Origin of the sequence: Companilactobacillus miaonis (genome assembly GCF_036913615.1) — a bacterium.
Taxonomy (GTDB): domain Bacteria; phylum Bacillota; class Bacilli; order Lactobacillales; family Lactobacillaceae; genus Companilactobacillus.
Map to the genome: position 1 here is coordinate 65,676 of NZ_JAYKTX010000008.1, position 19,487 is coordinate 85,162.

Consider the following 19,487-nt stretch of genomic DNA (forward strand, 5'->3'; position numbering starts at 1 on the left):
ATACGTATAATTGTTTCCGGTGGTGGAACCGGTGGTCATATCTATCCGGCAATGGCTCTAATTAAGCGTCTAAAAGAACGAGACATGATTGAAGATGTTTTATACGTTGGTACCGAAAAAGGCTTAGAAAGCAAAATAGTAAAGAATGCTGGGATTGATTTTAAGACGATTGAAATTCGTGGATTTAAACGAAAGCTAACTTTAGAGAATATCAAAGTAGTTGAATTATTCTTGTCAAGCATTCACAAATCCAAGAAAATCATCAAGGAATTTAAACCAGATATTGTTATTGGAACCGGTGGTTATGTTTCCAGCGCTATCGTTTATGCGGCTCATGTGATGCATATCCCAACCGTGATTCATGAACAAAATACTATTGCGGGTGTGACAAATAAGTTTTTGGGCAATTTTGTTGATAAGATTGCGATTGCTTTTCCAGATGCAGTTGATCAATTCAGTGAAAAAAAGAAATTGGTCTTCGCTGGTAATCCTCGAGCTCAGGAAGTAGTCAATATTCAAAAGAATGATCGATTGAAGGAATTCAATTTAACACCTGATAAACCAACTGTGATGATTTTTGGTGGTTCAAGAGGAGCAAAACCAATTAACCTTGCAACTATCAGTGCATTGGAAAAATTTTCCGAAACTGATTATCAAGTATTATTTGTCACTGGACGGGTCCATTACGATGCTGTGATAGAAAAAATCGATAAAAAGTACCTAAATTGTGCAAATATTGCCGTATTACCATATATTGATAATATGCCGGAAATTTTACCTGATCTAAATTTGATCGTTGGTCGTAGCGGCGCTACAAGTATTGCGGAGATTACAGCATTAGGTATTCCAGCAATCTTTATTCCAAGTCCTTATGTAACGCATGATCATCAAACAAAAAATGCTCAATCTGTTTCTAAAGTGGGTGCTGCCCGCGTGATACCAGAAGCAGAATTGACACCTGAATTACTTTTCAAGAATGTTGATGAGATCATGGGCGACAAGAAGTTACAAAGTGAGATGTCAGAGAAGTCGAAACAAATCGGGGTTCCTGATGCCGCTGATCGCTTGATAAAAGTCTTAAGTGGCTTGGTAAATAAGTAATGTAAGGATTTGATGGTGTTGAAAAAAAGAATTAGGATAAGTAAAAATAGTCTGATATTTTTGATAGGCTTCATTATAGTTATCATTGCTTATTTTGGTTCACCTTTAAGTAAAGTCAGAAACATCAATGTTGAAGGTGTTAATGACTTAGGCGCACAACAAATTATCAATGCTTCTAAAGTAGATGATCATTCAATTTTGTTGCACGTTTTGATACACCATAAGTCTATTGCCCAGCAGACTGAAAAAAAGTTACCTTCAGTTGAATCAGTTTCAATCAGGAGTCGAAATTTTCGTGATTTAACGATTAAAGTTAAGGAATTCCCAACTTTAGGGTTCATTTATAAAAATGGTTCTTATTACCGAATAATTAAAAATGGTAAAGTGCTAAGTCAAAAAATGAACGCACCGATTGGTAATTATCCAGTCTATAGTAATTTTGGTTCTAAGCGTTTGAAGCAGATGTCTAAGTTATATGCTGATCTGCCAAGTAATGTTCAAACGAACATATCGGAGTTTTATAACGCTCCAACTAAATTGAATCCTTATCGGATCAAGATTGATATGAATGATGGTAACAAGGTCGTTGCGGATATTCGCACTGTAAAATCCAAATTAAAATATTATCCAGGTATGGCTGCCCAAATGAAGAAAAAGGGCGTTATAGATTTGGAAATTGGTGCCTATTCTCATCCGTATAAAGACAAGAAATAGGTTTAATATAATCATATTTGTGTTAAAATTTTTTAGTGAATAGATTTTTCTAGGTAAGGGAGGCTGCCACGATTAATGGACAATTCAGAGTTTTTTGTAGGTCTTGATATTGGCACAAATTCGATAAAAGTAGTGGTTGCTGAATCGTCAGATGATCGTTTAAGTATCGTCGGCGTTGGAAGCGAACGATCACAAGGAGTTAGCCGTGGCGTTATAGTCGATATAGATAAAGCTGCGGGTGCCATTAAACGGGCTGTTAAGCGAGCTGAAACACAAGCAAATATTTCGATTCGTGACGTTGTGGTCGGTATATCGGCTAATATGTTACAGATTGAGAAATGTCAAGGGATGATTGCCGTAGGTTCTTCATCCAAAGAAATTACAGAAAATGATGTCAGACAGGTTATGCTGGCAGCTATGGTTCAAAACTTACCTAGTGAGCGAGAAGTAGTTTCTTTAATTCCAAAGCAATTTTCTGTTGATGGATTTAATAATATTCGTGATCCGCGCGGTATGATCGGTGTCCGTTTAGAAATGAATGGAATTATTTATACAGCACCAAAAACAATCGTCCATAATACCAAAAAGGCAATTCAAAAGGCTGGATTGAATATAATCCACAAAGTGATTTCACCAATGGCTTTGAGCCAGGTTGTGTTAAACGATGGTGAAAGTGATTTTGGAGCTGTAATCATTGATATGGGAGCAGGTCAAACAACTGCATCTGTTGTTCATGATCATAATTTGAAATTATCGACTGTTGATTTTGAAGGTGGAGATTATGTTACACATGATATTTCAGTCGTTTTAAATACAACAGTTGAAAATGCCAATCAATTAAAGCTTTATTATGGAAATGCATCATCAGCAAAATCTTCTAAGGAAGAAAATATTAATGTTGAAGTAGTTGGCAAGAGCGAACCAGTTATGATTTCGGAAGAGTATCTTTCTGAGATCATTGAAGCAAGATTGGAACAAATTTTTACAAGACTTCAAGCACCACTTGAGGATGCTGGTGCACTGTCTCTTCCTGGTGGTATTGTTTTAACAGGCGGAGTGGCTGCAACACCGAATATTGAAGATTTAGCTAAACGAATATTTGATGTGAAAGTAAGAAGCTATGTACCGACACAAATGGGTATGAGATATCCTTCATATTCACTAGGCTTAGGATTAGTTACTTATGCTTCGAGGTTGAATGATATTGGTGTGATTGCTGATAACGTTGTCAATGGTGCTGTTGTAAATCATAATCAACAAGTACCAAAGACACCTGTCAATCCAACACCTCAGCCACAGCAACCACAACAGCAGCCAAAGGAATCTGAGGAACAGGCTTCTGAGGAACCAAAACCGAAGAAAACGTCTAAACTCAAAGACTTTTGGAGTAAGTTTTTTGATTAATTAAAAAGAAAATTATAATAACAATTTAAACTAGGAGGAACTCCTTAATGGAATATACTTTAGACTCAACCAATAATAAGGGAGCGGTAATTAAAGTTATCGGTGTTGGTGGCGCCGGTGGCAATGCCGTAAATCGAATGGTGGAAGCAGGCATCAAAGGCGTGCAATTTATTGCTGCTAACACTGACGTTCAAGCGCTAGAAAGTTCTAACGCTGAAACAAAAATTCAATTAGGACCTAAATTGACTAGAGGGTTAGGTGCTGGCTCAAATCCCGAGGTTGGCCAAAAAGCCGCTCAAGAAAGTGAAGAAGCCATTAAAGAGGCCCTTGAAGGTGCAGATATGATTTTTGTTACTGCCGGAATGGGTGGCGGTACTGGTACTGGTGCAGCACCAATTGTTGCTAACATCGCTAAAGAAAGTGGTGCTTTGACAGTCGGAGTTGTAACACGTCCGTTTGCTTTTGAAGGTGCTAAGCGTTCTCGTTTTGCTGCCGATGGTATTACTGAACTTAAAAAAGATGTTGATACTTTGGTTATCATTTCTAACAGTAAATTACTTGAAATTGTTGATAAAAAGACTCCAATGGGCGAAGCTTTCAGTATTGCCGATGATGTTTTACGTCAAGGCGTTCAAAGCATTTCTGATTTGATTACCTCACCAGGATTTGTTAACTTGGACTTTGCCGATGTAAAGACAGTTATGTCTGATCAAGGTTCTGCTTTGATGGGTATTGGTACTGCCAACGGTGAAAACAGAATTACGGAAGCCACTAAGAAGGCTATTTCTTCTCCACTACTTGAAGTTTCAATTGATGGAGCAAAACAAGTTCTTCTTAATATTACTGGTGGCCCAGACTTGTCACTATTTGAAGCACAAGATGCAGCGCAAATTGTTTCCGAACAAGCCACATCTGATGTTAATATTATCTTTGGTACTTCCATTGATGATACTTTAGGTGATCAAGTTAAAGTTACTGTAATTGCTACAGGCGTTGAAAGTGAAGATAAGAAGCGTGAACCTTCAAGACGTCCATTAAACAATCCTAGAGCTACTTTGAACAATAATAATGCTCAACAAAAAGCTCCAGAACAAGCCAAGAAGCCAGAAACTTCTAATGACCCATTGGCTGATTGGGACATCAATCGTGATGCTTCTAAATCAAAAGACGTTACTGGTGAAAAAGGAGATTTTGAAATTTTCCAAAAACCAGAAACAATTGATTTGAGTGATGATGATGACGATTCAACTCCTCCAATCTTTAAACGTCGTAACAACAAATAAAGGGAGATTTTCTTATGGCATTTGAAAAGTTAAGCAGTTTTTTTGGAATTAATGATGAAGATGATCTTGAAGATAACAAGGTTGAAGCACCAGTCCAAAAAAATTATTCAAACAATGAAAAGGTCGTTTCTATGAGTGCTGCTAGTGAAAGCCGAAGTGCAGTCAACAGTAAGATTGCAATTTATCAACCAAGAGTTTACTCAGATGCAAAAGTTATTGCTAAACAACTTTTGAATAATAAAGCTGTGATTGTTAATTTCAACAATGTCAACGATGAACAATCAAAGAGAATCGTAGATTTCTTAACTGGTACTATTTTCGCTTTGAATGGCGAAATCAAACGTGTTGGAGAAAAGATCTTTCTTTGCACACCACCGAAGTTTGAAATCGATGGAAGCATACCAGATATAAACGAATAGTTAGTCGAGGAAAGATATGGATCGAATTTTAAGTGGATTACCATTTATTATTGGGACGGCATTTGAATTATACGAATTTATATTGTTCGTATACTGTTTAATGTCATTTATACCGTCACTTTATGGTTCTAGCTTTGGAAGGTTTGTGGCCTCTTTGGTTAATCCATTGTTAGATCTAATTAGAAAAGTTATTCCTACAACAATAGGATTTCTAGATTTTTCTCCAATAATTGCTATTATTTTAATTCAATTATTGCAGAAAGTGATATTTATGATAATTTAAAATGGAAAATAAAAATGGAGTCGCAGGTGGAGGCTATTTCCGGCCTGAAGAAAAGCCGTTTATTGATAAGATGAGCGATATTTTATTGAAGGCACAGACGATGTATACTCCGCAATTAACGGATTTTTTGAATTTACGAGAACAAACAATTTTAAATAATCTGATTAATAAGTATGATGATTTATTTGTACATTATTTTGGCGGTTATCATAATGCTGAAAGGGTCAGGGGAATTGTTGCTCCTGACTATTTTGTGCCCCAAGAATCAGATTATCAGGTATCAATGATTGAGATTCGCTATCCAGAGAAATTTGCTAATTTACATCATGGCCAGATACTTGGTTCATTAACTGGATCTGGTGTAGATCGTGATCGATTTGGAGATATAATCACTGACGGACAACATTGGCAATTTTTCATGTTTAAATCAATGGTTCCTTATATTGAGGAACAAGTGAAAAAGATTGGTCCATTTAAAGTTCATTTACTGGAAAAAGATTTTAAAGACTTGTTATTGCCGATGGATGATTCAACTGATGAAACAGTGAGTGTGCAATCACTACGATTGGATTCTATTATCGCTACGGTTTATGACATGTCACGACAAAATGCAAAAACTTTGGTCGAACATGGGCAAGTTCAAATTAATTGGGCTGTGAATAAAAATGCTAGTTCATTTATTACAATTACTGATACACTTAGTGTAAGAGGTTTTGGTAGAATAAGGATTAACGACATTTTAGGACGTACAAGAAATAATAAATATCTTCTTGGCGTCAATGTGATTAAGAAATAGGGGCGTGAAGTTATGGTATTGTCACCGGTAGAGATACATGATAAAGAATTTGATAGCAAATTTCGAGGCTATGACCGCGACCAAGTGAATGAATTTTTGAAGCAAGCAGCCCAAGATTATAATTTAGCTTTGCAAAAAAATGCTGAACTGGAAAAAGAACTTAAAGATACAACTGACCAATTGAAATATTTCACTGATATGAAAGATGCTTTGAATCAGTCGATTTTGGTAGCTCAAGAAGCGGCTGAAAAAGTTAAGACTGAATCAGAGCAAGAAGCTCAAATTATTGTGGAAGAATCACAAAAAAAAGCTCGTGATTTGTTGAATCAATCAACACAGAAGTCAAATCAGATTTTACAAGATGCTTCTGAAAGAGCTCGTCAGGTGACAATTGAAACCGATAATTTGAAAAAATCAGTTAATTCCTTTAGAAAAGGTTTGCAAGGAATGTTGCAACAACAACTTGATATGGTTGATAATCCAGAGTGGTCAAAACTTGATGATGGGACTTCAACTGAAAAATTGAAGGAAAAGGTTGGTGGACAAGGCTTTGACAGTGGTTCTAATGGTCATGCAGAACAGTCAAATTCTGAAAATCAACAAGATACGGTTTTCAAGAACGACCAAATGAATTATAATAACAATGTTCTAGAAGATCAGTCTGGTGAATCTTATACGATCAATCATCAACAAAATGAACCAACGTTTAATTTTAAAGATGATCAGACTAAGGATACTTCGAATAATTAAAAGACTTAGTACTTAAATGTTTGTTTTTTCAGCGAGCTAGTGTTGGTGTGAGACTAGCAAAACTATTTTAGGTATATCAACTTTTAAACAGTTTATGTAATTTACCAATAGGTGGTATAGCGAGAACTCGTCCTAGAATTGGATGAGTTTTTTTTATTTTAGAAGGGGTGAAAAGATGCGAGTAAAAGATACATTAAATTTAGGTAAAACTAAATTTCCAATGCGTGGTAATTTGCCAAACAAAGAAGCTGAATGGCAAAAGGCATGGGAAGATAACAAGCTTTATGAGCAAAGACAAAAATTAAACGAAGGTAAACCAACTTTTGAGTTGTTAGATGGCCCTCCATTTGCTAATGGAGATATTCATATGGGACATGCTTTGAATAAAATTTCAAAGGATATTATCGTTCGTTTCAAATCAATGAATGGTTTCCGTTCTCCATATGTTCCTGGTTGGGATACTCACGGTCTTCCTATCGAACAACAATTGGCTAAAAAAGGTGTTAAACGTAAGGAAATGTCAATGAGTGAATATCGTAAATTGTGTTACGAATTTGCTCAAGGTGAAATCAAGAAGCAAATGGCTGGCTTTAAGCGTCTAGGTATCTCTGCTGATTGGGATCATCCATACATTACTTATCAAAAAGAATTTGAAGAAGCCGAGATCAAAGTTTTTGGTGAAATGGTCGATAAAGGTTACATTTATCGCGGTAAAAAACCGGTTTATTGGTCACCTTCTTCAGAATCAACCCTAGCTGAAGCTGAAGTTGAATATAAAGATATCAAGTCACCATCTATTTTCGTTGCTTTCAAAGTACGTGATGGCAAAGGTGTAGTCGATAGTGATGCCTCATTTATCATTTGGACAACTACTCCATGGACAATTCCATCAAATGAAGCTATCTGTGTAAATCCTAAGTTTATTTACGCTGAAGTTAATGCTGACGGTAAAAAATACGTCGTTGCTCAAGAAAGAATTCAATTTGTTCAAGAACAACTTGGCTGGGAAAATGTTGAAATTTTGAAGACTTTCAAGGGTGCTGAACTTGAGGGCTTAACAGCTACACATCCATTCTATGATCGTGAATCACAATTGATTCTTGGTTTCCATGTTACTTTGGACGATGGTACTGGTTTAGTTCATACGGCACCTGGATTTGGTGCTGATGACTTTGTTGTTGGTATGAAATACAAGTTGCCTGTGTTCTCACCAATTGATGCTCAAGGTCGTTTTACTGATGAAGTTCCTGAATACCAAGGTGTCTTCTATGATGACGCTAATAAGATGATCACTGAACGTATGAAGGAAAATGGCTCACTTTTGAAATTGAGTTTCTTCACTCACAGTTATCCTCATGATTGGCGGACTAAGAAACCAGTTATTTTCCGTGCTACACCACAATGGTTTGCTTCAATTGATAAGTTTAGACAACAAATTCTTGACGCTATTGATAATATTGACTTTAAACCAGCTTGGGGTAAAACACGTCTTTACAATATGATTCGTGATCGTGGTGACTGGGTAATTTCCAGACAACGTGCTTGGGGTGTTCCATTACCAATTTTCTATGCTGAAAATGGTGATCCAATCATGACTAAAGAAACAGTTGACCATGTCGCAGAATTATTTGGTAAATATGGTTCTAACATTTGGTTTGAAAGAGATGCTAAGGATCTTCTTCCAGAAGGTTATACTAACCCAGGTTCTCCAAATGGTAAGTTTACTAAAGAAACTGACATTCTTGATGTTTGGTTTGATTCTGGATCGGTTCACGCTGCAGTTGCTAAACAACGTGATAATTTAACTTATCCAGCTGACTTGATTCTTGAAGGATCAGATCAATATCGTGGTTGGTTCAACTCAATGTTAGTAACTTCAATTGCTGCCTTTGGTCAAGCTTCTTACAAGTCATTGATGTCACAAGGATTCACTTTGGATAAGAACGGTGTCAAAATGAGTAAATCACTTGGTAACGTTATTGCACCTAGTGATATTGAAAGACAATTCGGTGCTGAAATTATTCGTCTCTGGGTAGCCTCAGTTGATTCAAGTTCTGATGTGTCAGTTTCAGTTGACTCGTTCAAGCAAGTTTCTGAAACATACCGTAAGATCAGAAATACTATCAGATTCATGTTAGCTAATACAACTGACTTTGATCCAAAGACTGATGCTGTTTCATATAGTGATCTTCGTCCAGAAGATAAGTACATCAAGGTTAAGTTGAATGACTTAGTTAAAAATGTTTTGGCTGATTATGACAAATATGATTTTGCCGATGTTGAAAAATCAATTGTCAGCTTTATCGTTAACGAGATGTCAACTTTCTACTTAGATTTTGCTAAAGATGTTGTTTACATCGATGCTGAAGATTCACATGCTCGTCGTTCGATGCAAACTGTTATTTACGACGTAGCTGTTAAGCTAGCTAAGATGTTGACACCAATCTTGCCACATACTATGGAACAAGTTTGGGATTACCTCAAAGAACCAGAGGATTACGTTCAATTAGCTGAAATGCCAGAGGTTGAAGATATTCCTGATCAAGCTGAGATTGAAAATGATTGGGAAATCTTTATGAACTTTAGAGACAATGTTTTGAAATCACTCGAGGTAGCTCGTGGTAATAAGATGATTGGTAAGTCACTTGAAGCCAAAGTAACGGTTCACCCTAGTGCTGACTTAAAGGCTGTTCTTGATAAAATCGATAGCAATTTTGGTCAATTATTGATTGTTTCTCAATTTGAGTTAACAGATCAAGAACTTAACGATGCTGACAAGTATGAATTAGCCGATGTGCTCGTTGAAAAGGCTCAAGGAGACGTTTGTCAAAGATGTCGTATGATTAAGACTGATGTTGGCAGTGACTCTGATTATCCAACATTCTGTGCTAGATGTGCTAAAATAGTTGCACAAGAGTATCCAGAAACAAAGTCAGAAGGCTTTGATGATTAGGAATGGTGAATAATGTTCACAGGTAAAATTGTTAGATTTAATAAAAATCGTGGTTTTGGGTTTATCAATAATGGCGAAGAAGATATTTTCTTTTTTGCGGACTCAATTCTCAATCGTAGTGACTTCTATATCAAAGAAGGACTAGTCGCTACTTTTGAAATTGCTCCAGGATACAAGGGACCACAAGCCGTTAATATAAATATCCAAAAAGAAGAAAGCGCTGAATAGTGCTTTCTTTTTCTTTGGCAGTGAGGAAGAAATATGGATGAACAAGTAAATCCAAGAAGATGGCTGATTTTAATTTCAGTTGGGATCTTCACATTGATGTCTACACTTGATGGCTCAATTGTAAATATCGCTTTACCGATTATCAGTAAGAATTTGAAGATCGGGATGAATATGGCTGAATGGGTTGTCTCAATTTATTTAGTCACGATTTGTATTTTTTTGTTAATGTTTGGAAAGATTGCTGATTCAATTGGAAAAATTAAAGTTTTTAAAATTGGTTCGATTACTTTTATCGTTGGCTCAGTTATTTGTGGATTAAGTAATAACCTCGTTTTATTGTTGATAGGTCGAGTTATTCAAGCAATTGGGGCTTCAATGGCGATGGCAACCAACAACGGCATTATTACCCAAACTTTTCCGAGAAGTGAACGTGGTTATGCTTTAGGTTATATTGGTTCATTTGTTTCGATAGGAGCTATTGCTGGACCAGGAATCGGTGGATTGATTTTAGGACATTTTCACTGGAGTTATATTTTTTGGATCAATATTCCCATTGGAATCGTGGCTTTAGTCTTAGGCTATGTTAATTTGCCAAAGCAAGAACCAAAAAATCCAGTTAAATTTGATAAAAAAGGTTTTATGGTGTATTTTGTAACTTTATTGTTATTCTTTGGCGCTGTTTTTATTGGACAAGCAGTTGGTTTTTCAAATCCTTATATTATTGCTGCATTTGTATTGGCAATTGTTTTCTTTTATTACTTTCTTCGTTTGGAAAAGAAAATTAGTGATCCAATGATTGAATTGCGTATTTTTAAAAATCATAATTTTACTTTAGGTTTAGTAGCAGGATTCTTCATTTTTGTAACAAATTTCTTTTTCAACGTTTTATCACCGTTTTACTTGCAAAATGCATTAGGAATTGCCGCATCGACAGCTGGTTATATTTTGATGGCTTTTCCATTAGTTCAAGTTGTAGTTGCACCAATTTCTGGTAAAATATCAGCAAAGGTCAATCCCATCTTATTAACGATAGTTGGTTTAACGGTGATTGAAATTGCTCAAATTGGCTATTTGTTCTTTAATCTACAGACTCAAATTTGGTTCATTCTTTTGTGTATCGGACTCAATGGGCTTGGCAACGGGCTCTTTCAGGCACCAAACAATACAATGATCATGAGTTCTGTTGAACCCAAAGATCTCGGGATTGCGGGTGGTTTAAATGCCTTGTCCCGTAATTTAGGTATGATAATTGGAGTATCCCTTTCGACCACTATTCTATTTTTGTCCATGAGTCATTTTTATGGAAAATCAGTCACAACGTATATTGATGGACGACCGGATATTTTTATTAAAGGAATGCGTGTTACAATGACATTTGCAGTGGTAATTTGTTTAGTTGCAATTTTGATGTCGGTAATTAGATTAATTAAGTCAGGAAGGTCCCAAAATGAATAAAGAAGATTCAAGATATTATGAAGCAGTAGTTGAAAAGAAAAGAATGTTTGGCGGTAAAATTTTTAATGTTGATGTCGAACAAGTGATTTTGCCAAATGGTATTCCTGATATTCGAGAAGTTGTTGAACATCATGGTGCAGTCGCAATTATTCCGTTTACTGATGATAATAAAATGATTTTTGTTAGACAATGGCGGACTCCTTTGGAACAAGAGACTTTAGAAATTCCAGCTGGTAAAATCGATTCGGATGAAGGTAGCGATTTGAAGGAAGTTGCCTTAAGAGAGATGAATGAGGAACTTGGTTTGACAACGGATAAATTGGAAAAAATCACCGCTTTCTTCGCTAGTCCGGGTTATTCTAACGAAAAATTAACAGTATTTAAGGCTACTGATCTACAAAAAGTTGAATTCAAACGTCCTTTGGATGCTGACGAATTTTTGAATGTTGAAGAGTTAACTTTAGAAGAAGCAAAAAAACAAATTAAAGCTGGAGTTATTTGTGATTCTAAATCGATCTATGCGGTAACTTATTGGGAATTATTACAAGCAAAGGAAAAATAAATGTTCTCGAAAATAAAAGACTTTTATCACTCAAAGGTTAAGAAAAATCAGCCACAATCAGTCATGCGAGCTGATCAAGTCGAAAAGCAACAGCAAAAATATCGGCAGCAACAACGAAAAGCGGCTGAAAATGCCTATGCTCAAGAACATCCGGAGCAAATTTTAGAAGAAAAAACACGAGTTTTTGAGTATAAGACTAATCAATTGAAAAAAAAGCTAAATATTGCCATCATTACAGTATTCGGCTTAATTATTTTGGTATTTTTAATATTATTTTTTATTTAAGGAGTAAAGTATGAAAATTGGCGTAATCGTTCCCATGGAAGAGGAAATTAAATTAATGAAAGAATCTTTAACGGATATTAAAAAAGATTCAGTAGCTGGAGTAGATATTACTATTGGTAATTATAAAAATCATCAAGTTTATCTAGCTCAAAGCGGTATTGGTAAAGTCCAAGCGGGAATGACGACGACAATTATCAATGACCGTTATCAACCAGATTTTGTGGTTAATACGGGTTCAGCTGGTGGCATCGGAACTGGTTTAAAAATTGGAGATGTAGTAATTTCTGAAAAATTAGCTTATCACGATGTTGATGCAACTGGTTTTGGTTACAAAGTTGGTCAATTACCTCAACAAGACTTGTATTTTGAGGCAGACCCTACTTATGTCAAGAAAATTGCTGCTGCCGCAGAACGTACCGGATTAACTCATCATGTTGGTTTAATTGTCAGTGGAGACCAATTTATTGACGCAGCTGAAAAAATTGCTACAATTAAAAAGTCGTTCCCAGATGCTTTAGCATCTGAAATGGAAGGCGCAGCTGTGGCTCAAGTCTGTGCACAATTCAAGACACCATTTGTTGTTATTCGTTCAATGAGTGATGTTGGTGACGAAAATGCTAGTGTAAACTTTGACGAATTTGTTCTACAAGCCGGACGCAAATCAGTAACAATGTTATTGAACTTTTTAGACCAAGAATAGAGGGGATTTATTGTGGCATTTGTTTATTTAGATAATGCCGCTACAACACCAATGGCTACATCTGTAGTCGATGTTATTAGCGATCAAATGGCGCATAATTTTGGTAATGCATCTGCAACCAATTATTTTGGACGTCAAGCTCGTAAAGTGTTAGATGAAAGTCGACACGTGATTGCACAAAGTATCAATGCTAAGGATTCAGAAATTGTCTTTACTAGTGGTGGTACTGAAAGTGACAATACGGCCGTGATCGAAACGGCTTTGTCACGCCAAAAATTGGGTAAACACATCATTACGACTGCTATTGAACATGAAGCTATTTTGAAACCAATGGCTTATTTGGAATCACTAGGTTTTGAGATTACCTATTTGAAACCAAATAAACGTGGTGAAGTAACAGCTCAACAAGTTAAAGATGCTTTACGCGATGATACAATTTTAGTTTCAATCATGTATGGTAATAACGAGGTTGGATCAATGAATCCAATCAAGGAGATCGGTGAACTTTTAAAAGATCACCAAGCCTTTTTCCATACGGATGCCGTACAAGCTTTTGGAATGGAAGATATTGATGTAAAAGCTGAACATATTGACATGTTGTCGACCTCAGCACACAAGATCAATGGACCAAAATTCATTGGTTTCTTGTATATTAATGATGACATTCATATTCCATCCTTTATTAAAGGTGGAGATCAAGAGACTAAACGTCGTGCTGGAACGGAAAATGTACCGGCAATTGCGGGTTTTAGTAAAGCTGTGCAATTGTTGACTCCAGAAGTTAAAGAAGAACGTCAAAATCGTTATTTTGGCTTTAAACAAAAGATTCAAGCAATTTTAAAAGAAAATAATATTGCTTTTGAAATCAACGGACCAACTGATAAACATGCGCTCAATCACGTTATGAACTTGTATTTACCAGGAGTTGATCGTGGAGTTTTATTGACAAGACTTGATTTGGAAGGATTTGCCATTTCTGGTGGATCAGCATGTACAGCAGGAAGTCTAGAACCATCACACGTCTTGGTGGCTATGTTTGGTGAGGATAGTCCTAAGATCAATGATTCAGTACGAATTAGTTTTGGTAAAGATAATACAGAAGCTGAAATTGTTAAATTCGCTAATAAATTAGTTGAAATCGTTTCTGACTTGACTAATCAATAATTATTATTCAAACTTATCTTATGATTACTGATAAGGGATGATAAATATGGATAAAAAACAAGCTCAAGTATTAGGGGATCAAGAAGTTTATACTTTAAGCCCTGATGTAAAACGTTATTCATTGATGGATAGTGGTTTTATGGAAACTAATAAAGGTGGGTTCCGTTTGGAACATCCTTTGAATGGAACTTCTCCATATGCAGCCAGATTTTATCTAAAAGCCATCGTCAATAAGGACTTAGATAGTTTAAAATTGTCGATTACCGATAAAAGTGGGATGCACAATATTAATATATTTAAATTAAAAGATTCAGAAGCAGAGATTAACGATTATCGTTATTTAATGAACTTTCTGAAAGAAAAAAACGTATTAGCAAAATAAATGAGGTTTTAAAATGGAAAATAAGAAGAAGCGTGTTGTAGTAGGTATGAGTGGTGGCGTTGATTCGTCGGTAAGTGCACTTCTTTTGAAACAACAAGGTTATGAGGTTATCGGAGTTTTCATGAAGAATTGGGATGATTCTGATGACTCCGGTGTATGTACTGCAACTGAGGATTACGAGGATGTTGCTAAGGTTGCCAATAAGATTGGTATTCCTTACTACTCAGTTAATTTTGAAAAAGAATATTGGGATCGCGTTTTTGAGTACTTCCTTGATGAGTATCGTAAGGGTAGAACTCCAAATCCTGATGTTATGTGTAACAAGGAAGTTAAATTCAAGGCTTTCTTAGACTACGCAAATAAGTTAAACGCTGACTATATTGCCATGGGTCACTATGCACAATCATTCCGCGATGACAATGGTGTTGTTCATTTGTTACGTGGTGGTGATGCTAACAAGGATCAAACTTATTTCTTGAGTACTGTTCAACAAGACCAGTTGCAAAAAGCAATTTTCCCAATTGGTGGTATGCAAAAGTCAGAGGTTCGTCGTATTGCCCAAGAGGCTGGTTTGGCAACTGCTAAGAAGAAGGATTCAACTGGTGTATGTTTCATCGGTGAGAGAAACTTCCGTAAGTTCTTGAGTGAGTTCTTACCTGCACAACCTGGTAAGATGATGACACCTGATGGTGAGATCAAGGGTGATCATGCTGGTTTGATGTACTACACGATCGGTCAAAGATCAGGACTTGGAATTGGCGGTAACGGTAAGTCAAACGAGCCTTGGTTCGTAGTTGGTAAGGATATGAGTAAGAATATCCTTTATGTAGATCAAGGATATGACAATCCTAGACTTTATGCTGATCATCTTGATGCTTCAGATTTGTCATTTATCACAGGTCTTGACTATGGTGATACTTTCCATGCTACAGCTAAGTTCAGATATCGTCAGCAAGATACTGGCGTTACAGTTCACGTCTTAGACGGTGGCAAGGTCAGTGTTGAGTTTGATAACCCAGTTCGTGCAATTACACCTGGACAAGAAGTTGTCTTCTATGATGGCGAAGAGTGTCTCGGTGGCGCTACAATTGATGCTGCTTATATGGCAGAAAAGAAATTACAATATATTTAAAACTAAATCTAACTAAATTCAACTTAACGCGAATGGCACCGGGTAATCGTTTTTGATTATCCGGTGCTATTTGCGTTAATGATTGAATGATCCTTTTATGGCTGTTCTACTCTCTGTTTTTCATCTGACTTGAAAAAAGCAATGAAAAAACCGATAATTGTACTTAATTAACTTTGTAAGGTGAGAAGAAAAAATGGATTTGTATTTTGTCAGACACGGTAAGACTCAATGGAATTTAGAGGGGAAATATCAAGGTGGTCATGGTGATTCACCGCTTTTGGATGAAAGTTTACATGATATCAGTTTGTTAGCGAAACGTTTAAAAAATGTTGAAATCGATCATATGTATACTAGCCCGTTGCCACGGGCAAAAACGACTGCTGAAACGTTGATCAAAGATTTACATCGTTCGATTGACTTGTCAGTTGTTGATGGTTTGCGTGAATTCGATTTAGGTATTATGGAAGGCCGAAAGTTTTCCGAGTTGGAACTAGAAATGCCAGAGGTTATTTATGCTTTCCGCAACGAACCAAAAGATTATGATTATAGTTTGATTCGTGGTGAATCATTTGAACAAGTTGCTAAAAGAACTACTGAAGCGGTCAAAGATATCGTTAGTGAAAATAATGGTCAGGGAAGTATCGTAATTGTCAGTCACGGGGCCGCTTTAGTGACATTGATTCAATCACTTTTGGGTACTGATATTGAGAATATCCGTAAAGATGGTGGTCTTTCAAATACGAGTTTGACTCATTTACAATATAAAGATGGTCAATATAAATTGATCGAATGGAACGAAACGGGTTATTTACATAAAAAACTTGAAAGTTCGGATACAATTTGAGGTTATAAATGGACAGAGAAGCAGAGAAATTATTTAATCAAAATAAAAAAGAAGCAGCGATTAAACTCTTGGTAGCCGATTTAAATAAAGATGCTCATCAGTTGCCAAAAATTTTACAATTGTCTACTTACTTGGTTCAAGCTGGTGACTTAGAACAGGCTGAAGAATTACTAGCTAGAGCTTTAGAGATGTTTAAGAATAATCAGGATTTACTTTATAATTTAGGAAATGTCTACTATTTAGCGGATAAATTTGATAAGGCTAATCAAATTTTTAAAGATTTGGTCGATGATAACTATGCTTTTGAAGCTTATTTCATGTTGGCTAAGACTTTGGATCAACAAGGAAAACGTCAATTGGCAGTGATGTACGCATTGACTGCGGTTGAAAAAGCCCCTAAGGATTTACAAGCTAATGAGTTATTAGCCGATTTATTGCTTGCTAACGGCAATTTCAAGGAGTCATTGGGATTTTATCAACAAGCTAATAAAATCAAGCCAGAGGCCAAGCATTACTTTAATATGGCATTGTGTGCGATGAATCTGAAACAGGATTATCAATCGTACTTGAACGAATCAAAAGAATTAGATGAAGATTATTATTTGAAACATGAAAAGAAATTAGCTGATCTGCAAGAATTCATCAAACAAGGGGATAGCAATGACGAGTGATAAACAATACTTTGTCGGTACCGTTAAAGCCATTTTTTTTGAAAATCCTGAAAATCTTTTTAAAATTTTTACGATCAAAATAAAAAAGACTAATACTGACTGGGATGCTTCGGATATTGTTGTTACGGGTAGTTTTGGTGAAATTTCTGAAGAAGAAGAGTATCGTTTCGAAGGCCATATGGTCGACCATCCTAAATATGGAAAACAATTTCAAGCTGATTCATATAAACGGAGTTTGCCAAGTGGTCGTAAAGAATTGATCAGTTTCTTTTCTAGTGATGAATTCCCTGGTATTGGTAAGAAAAAGGCCGAGAAAATTGTTGATAAATTAGGTAATAATGCCATCGAGAAAATTTTACAAGATCCTAATGCGTTAGATTTCCTGAAATTAGGTGAAGAGAAAACCAAGATGATCGTTGACCAGATTTCGGCCAATCATCAGACAGAACAAGTGCTGTATCAGTTGAACAATTATGGCTTTGGAGCAACTTTGAGTGCACGTATTTTTCAAAAATATGGTGTCCAAACATTAGAAAAATTAACAGAAGATCCTTACCAATTAGTTTTGGATGTTAAAGGAGTTGGTTTTAAGAGAGCTGATGAATTAGCTAAGAAATTAGGTATCACTGGTGACGATCCACGAAGAATCAAGGGTGCTTTAATTCAGATGGTCAGTTTGATGATCAATGAAACTGGCGATACGTATGTTTCAGGAACCGAGTTGATCAAACGGGTTAGCAGTGTTCTAAATGCCAATTCGACACCAGATTTAGATAAAAAATTACTTACAGGCTTGAAAAAATTAGTGAATGATGGTGTTTTTTTAGTAGAAGATGGTCGCGTTTATGACAAGACTTTATCTGATAGTGAGTGGTCGATTGCTCAATCTTTAAAAATGATCACTGATACTTTCAAGGAAGTACCATTTAGTTTAAAAGCACTTCGTAAAGAGTTAAAACACATTGAAAAAAATTTCAAGGTACAATATGACGAGTCACAACAAAAAGCAATCGAACAATCTTTGACACATCCGATCTTTCTTCTAACAGGTGGTCCGGGAACCGGAAAGACGACTATCATCAATGCAATCGTTTCAGCATATGCGAGGTTAAATGATGCGACTTTAGATCCATCTTCAGAAGATTATGCAATTGCTCTGGCAGCTCCTACAGGACGAGCAGCTAAACATATGGGAGAATCAACTGGATTACCAGCAATGACGATTCATCGTCTGTTAGGTCTGACAGGTACAGAAGATGATGAATATGCTGAACCGACTTTGGATTGTAAGTTGTTGATCATCGATGAAATGTCGATGGTGGATACAAAATTATTTAAAACTTTAATTGAAGCCGTTCAACCGGGTACACAAGTAGTTTTAGTAGGTGATAAGGATCAATTACCTTCAGTTGGACCAGGACAGGTTTTCTCCGATTTAATTAACAGTGATGCTTTTCCGACAACAATTTTAAAGGAAATTCATCGACAAGACGAAGATTCAACTATTATTCAATTGGCACATGATATAAACGAAGGAATCGTTGATGAAACAATTTTTCAAAATAAAGCAGATCGTAGTTTCATTGGCTGCAATAGTCGTAACGTACCAGATGTCTTGTCACAGATTATTAGTAAATCAAGTGACAAAGGATTCGATATTGCTGATGTGCAAGTTTTAGCACCGATGTATCGTGGACAAGCGGGAATTGATAATCTGAACGTCGTGATTCAAAATGTTGTGAATCCAATGGGACCAAAGCGAAAAGAGGTTTCCATTGGTAACACGAATTATCGGATCAATGATAAAGTTGTTTATTTGGTCAATTCCCCAGAAGAAAATGTCTTCAATGGTGAAATTGGCAAAATTATTGGAATTCTTTTGGCCAAGGAAAATACGGATCACGTTGATAAATTAGTCATTGATTTTGATGGCAATGAAGTCACGTTAGATCGAAAAGACTGGGTCAATATCTCTCTAGCTTACTGTACGTCGATTCATAAGGCACAAGGTTCTGAGTTTGAAATGGTGATTTTACCATTAGTCAATGAGGAATCACGCATGTTAAGGCGAAATCTTTTGTATACAGCTGTAACTAGATCAAAACGGTTATTGATCATGGTAGGAGACCGCAGTGCGTTTGAACGTTCGATCAAGGATCAATCTAATGAACGTCAGACAACATTAAAAGAACGAATCTTTTCGACTTTTAAAATTAAACAAAAACCCAAAACAGTCGAACCAGAAAAAACTGTTCAAGATTATCGATTAACGTTAGATATGATTATGAATAATTCAATCAGTCCAATGATAGGGATGGAAAATGTAACGCCATTTGATTTTATGAAATAAAAAATGCTTAA

Annotated in this window: 20 protein-coding genes; all 20 read left to right on the top strand. The window is 36.1% G+C overall.

Going from position 1 to position 19,487, the window contains the following annotated elements; translation table 11 throughout:
- On the top strand, positions 1-1,101 hold the full coding sequence (murG, locus tag U8521_RS08245) for an undecaprenyldiphospho-muramoylpentapeptide beta-N-acetylglucosaminyltransferase (protein ID WP_334352447.1): 1,101 nt from the start codon (positions 1-3) through the stop codon (positions 1,099-1,101).
- A gap of 18 nt (positions 1,102-1,119) precedes the next feature.
- Positions 1,120-1,815 carry a cell division protein FtsQ/DivIB gene (locus U8521_RS08250; RefSeq protein ID WP_334332663.1) on the top strand — a complete coding sequence of 232 codons (696 nt, stop codon included), beginning with the start codon at positions 1,120-1,122 and terminating at the stop codon, positions 1,813-1,815.
- A 75-nt stretch (positions 1,816-1,890) separates the two neighbouring features.
- Positions 1,891-3,219: a cell division protein FtsA gene (gene ftsA, locus U8521_RS08255; RefSeq protein WP_334332662.1), complete on the top strand. Its 1,329-nt coding sequence runs from the start codon at positions 1,891-1,893 to the stop codon at positions 3,217-3,219.
- A gap of 47 nt (positions 3,220-3,266) precedes the next feature.
- Positions 3,267-4,502, top strand: coding sequence for a cell division protein FtsZ (ftsZ, locus tag U8521_RS08260; RefSeq protein ID WP_334332661.1), 1,236 nt, complete (start codon positions 3,267-3,269; stop codon positions 4,500-4,502).
- Between the two features lie 14 nt (positions 4,503-4,516).
- Positions 4,517-4,921 carry a cell division protein SepF gene (locus U8521_RS08265; RefSeq protein WP_334332660.1) on the top strand — a complete coding sequence of 135 codons (405 nt, stop codon included), beginning with the start codon at positions 4,517-4,519 and terminating at the stop codon, positions 4,919-4,921.
- Positions 4,922-4,937: 16 nt separating this feature from the next.
- Positions 4,938-5,204: a YggT family protein gene (locus U8521_RS08270; RefSeq protein ID WP_135370934.1), complete on the top strand. Its 267-nt coding sequence runs from the start codon at positions 4,938-4,940 to the stop codon at positions 5,202-5,204.
- Between the two features lies 1 nt (position 5,205).
- Complete coding sequence (locus tag U8521_RS08275) at positions 5,206-6,000, top strand: YlmH family RNA-binding protein (RefSeq protein ID WP_334352399.1); 795 nt, start codon at positions 5,206-5,208, stop codon at positions 5,998-6,000.
- A 12-nt stretch (positions 6,001-6,012) separates the two neighbouring features.
- Positions 6,013-6,750: a DivIVA domain-containing protein gene (locus U8521_RS08280; RefSeq protein ID WP_334352400.1), complete on the top strand. Its 738-nt coding sequence runs from the start codon at positions 6,013-6,015 to the stop codon at positions 6,748-6,750.
- A 175-nt stretch (positions 6,751-6,925) separates the two neighbouring features.
- A complete protein-coding gene (ileS, locus tag U8521_RS08285) occupies positions 6,926-9,703 on the top strand; it encodes an isoleucine--tRNA ligase (protein ID WP_334332657.1) in 2,778 nt (925 codons plus the stop codon).
- 12 nt (positions 9,704-9,715) lie between these two features.
- Positions 9,716-9,931: a cold-shock protein gene (locus tag U8521_RS08290; protein WP_334332656.1), complete on the top strand. Its 216-nt coding sequence runs from the start codon at positions 9,716-9,718 to the stop codon at positions 9,929-9,931.
- 33 nt (positions 9,932-9,964) lie between these two features.
- A complete protein-coding gene (locus U8521_RS08295) occupies positions 9,965-11,386 on the top strand; it encodes a DHA2 family efflux MFS transporter permease subunit (RefSeq protein ID WP_334332655.1) in 1,422 nt (473 codons plus the stop codon).
- Positions 11,379-11,948 carry an NUDIX hydrolase gene (locus U8521_RS08300; RefSeq protein ID WP_334352401.1) on the top strand — a complete coding sequence of 190 codons (570 nt, stop codon included), beginning with the start codon at positions 11,379-11,381 and terminating at the stop codon, positions 11,946-11,948. The genes U8521_RS08295 and U8521_RS08300 overlap by 8 nt, the downstream gene beginning before the upstream one ends.
- On the top strand, positions 11,949-12,233 hold the full coding sequence (locus tag U8521_RS08305) for a hypothetical protein (RefSeq protein ID WP_334352402.1): 285 nt from the start codon (positions 11,949-11,951) through the stop codon (positions 12,231-12,233).
- Between the two features lie 10 nt (positions 12,234-12,243).
- Positions 12,244-12,933, top strand: coding sequence for a 5'-methylthioadenosine/adenosylhomocysteine nucleosidase (locus U8521_RS08310; RefSeq protein ID WP_334332652.1), 690 nt, complete (start codon positions 12,244-12,246; stop codon positions 12,931-12,933).
- 12 nt (positions 12,934-12,945) lie between these two features.
- On the top strand, positions 12,946-14,097 hold the full coding sequence (locus tag U8521_RS08315; protein ID WP_334332651.1) for a cysteine desulfurase family protein: 1,152 nt from the start codon (positions 12,946-12,948) through the stop codon (positions 14,095-14,097).
- A gap of 46 nt (positions 14,098-14,143) precedes the next feature.
- Positions 14,144-14,479 (top strand): hypothetical protein, encoded by a 336-nt coding sequence (locus U8521_RS08320; protein WP_135370944.1) that lies wholly within the window; start codon positions 14,144-14,146, stop codon positions 14,477-14,479.
- 13 nt (positions 14,480-14,492) lie between these two features.
- Positions 14,493-15,611 (top strand): tRNA 2-thiouridine(34) synthase MnmA, encoded by a 1,119-nt coding sequence (gene mnmA / locus U8521_RS08325; RefSeq protein ID WP_334332650.1) that lies wholly within the window; start codon positions 14,493-14,495, stop codon positions 15,609-15,611.
- Positions 15,612-15,804: 193 nt separating this feature from the next.
- A complete protein-coding gene (locus U8521_RS08330; protein WP_334332649.1) occupies positions 15,805-16,455 on the top strand; it encodes a histidine phosphatase family protein in 651 nt (216 codons plus the stop codon).
- An 8-nt stretch (positions 16,456-16,463) separates the two neighbouring features.
- The gene (locus U8521_RS08335; protein WP_334332648.1) at positions 16,464-17,126 is read left to right on the top strand and encodes a tetratricopeptide repeat protein; all 663 of its coding nucleotides are present in this window, start codon (positions 16,464-16,466) and stop codon (positions 17,124-17,126) included.
- A complete protein-coding gene (gene recD2, locus U8521_RS08340) occupies positions 17,116-19,476 on the top strand; it encodes an SF1B family DNA helicase RecD2 (RefSeq protein WP_334352403.1) in 2,361 nt (786 codons plus the stop codon). Before U8521_RS08335 ends, recD2 begins: the two co-directional genes overlap by 11 nt.
- Positions 19,477-19,487 lie beyond the last annotated feature (11 nt).

Bases quoted from the DNA above. Each gene is read 5' to 3' on its own strand.
- U8521_RS08330 (WP_334332649.1), top strand. From the start codon at position 15,805: ATGGATTTGTATTTTGTCAGACACGGTAAGACTCAATGGAATTTAGAG.
- mnmA (WP_334332650.1), top strand. From the start codon at position 14,493: ATGGAAAATAAGAAGAAGCGTGTTGTAGTAGGTATGAGTGGTGGCGTT.
- U8521_RS08275 (WP_334352399.1), top strand. From the start codon at position 5,206: ATGGAAAATAAAAATGGAGTCGCAGGTGGAGGCTATTTCCGGCCTGAA.
- ftsZ (WP_334332661.1), top strand. From the start codon at position 3,267: ATGGAATATACTTTAGACTCAACCAATAATAAGGGAGCGGTAATTAAA.
- U8521_RS08290 (WP_334332656.1), top strand. From the start codon at position 9,716: ATGTTCACAGGTAAAATTGTTAGATTTAATAAAAATCGTGGTTTTGGG.
- ileS (WP_334332657.1), top strand. From the start codon at position 6,926: ATGCGAGTAAAAGATACATTAAATTTAGGTAAAACTAAATTTCCAATG.
- U8521_RS08270 (WP_135370934.1), top strand. From the start codon at position 4,938: ATGGATCGAATTTTAAGTGGATTACCATTTATTATTGGGACGGCATTT.
- U8521_RS08310 (WP_334332652.1), top strand. From the start codon at position 12,244: ATGAAAATTGGCGTAATCGTTCCCATGGAAGAGGAAATTAAATTAATG.
- U8521_RS08265 (WP_334332660.1), top strand. From the start codon at position 4,517: ATGGCATTTGAAAAGTTAAGCAGTTTTTTTGGAATTAATGATGAAGAT.
- ftsA (WP_334332662.1), top strand. From the start codon at position 1,891: ATGGACAATTCAGAGTTTTTTGTAGGTCTTGATATTGGCACAAATTCG.
- U8521_RS08335 (WP_334332648.1), top strand. From the start codon at position 16,464: ATGGACAGAGAAGCAGAGAAATTATTTAATCAAAATAAAAAAGAAGCA.
- U8521_RS08300 (WP_334352401.1), top strand. From the start codon at position 11,379: ATGAATAAAGAAGATTCAAGATATTATGAAGCAGTAGTTGAAAAGAAA.
- U8521_RS08320 (WP_135370944.1), top strand. From the start codon at position 14,144: ATGGATAAAAAACAAGCTCAAGTATTAGGGGATCAAGAAGTTTATACT.
- U8521_RS08295 (WP_334332655.1), top strand. From the start codon at position 9,965: ATGGATGAACAAGTAAATCCAAGAAGATGGCTGATTTTAATTTCAGTT.
- U8521_RS08280 (WP_334352400.1), top strand. From the start codon at position 6,013: ATGGTATTGTCACCGGTAGAGATACATGATAAAGAATTTGATAGCAAA.
- U8521_RS08305 (WP_334352402.1), top strand. From the start codon at position 11,949: ATGTTCTCGAAAATAAAAGACTTTTATCACTCAAAGGTTAAGAAAAAT.
- recD2 (WP_334352403.1), top strand. From the start codon at position 17,116: ATGACGAGTGATAAACAATACTTTGTCGGTACCGTTAAAGCCATTTTT.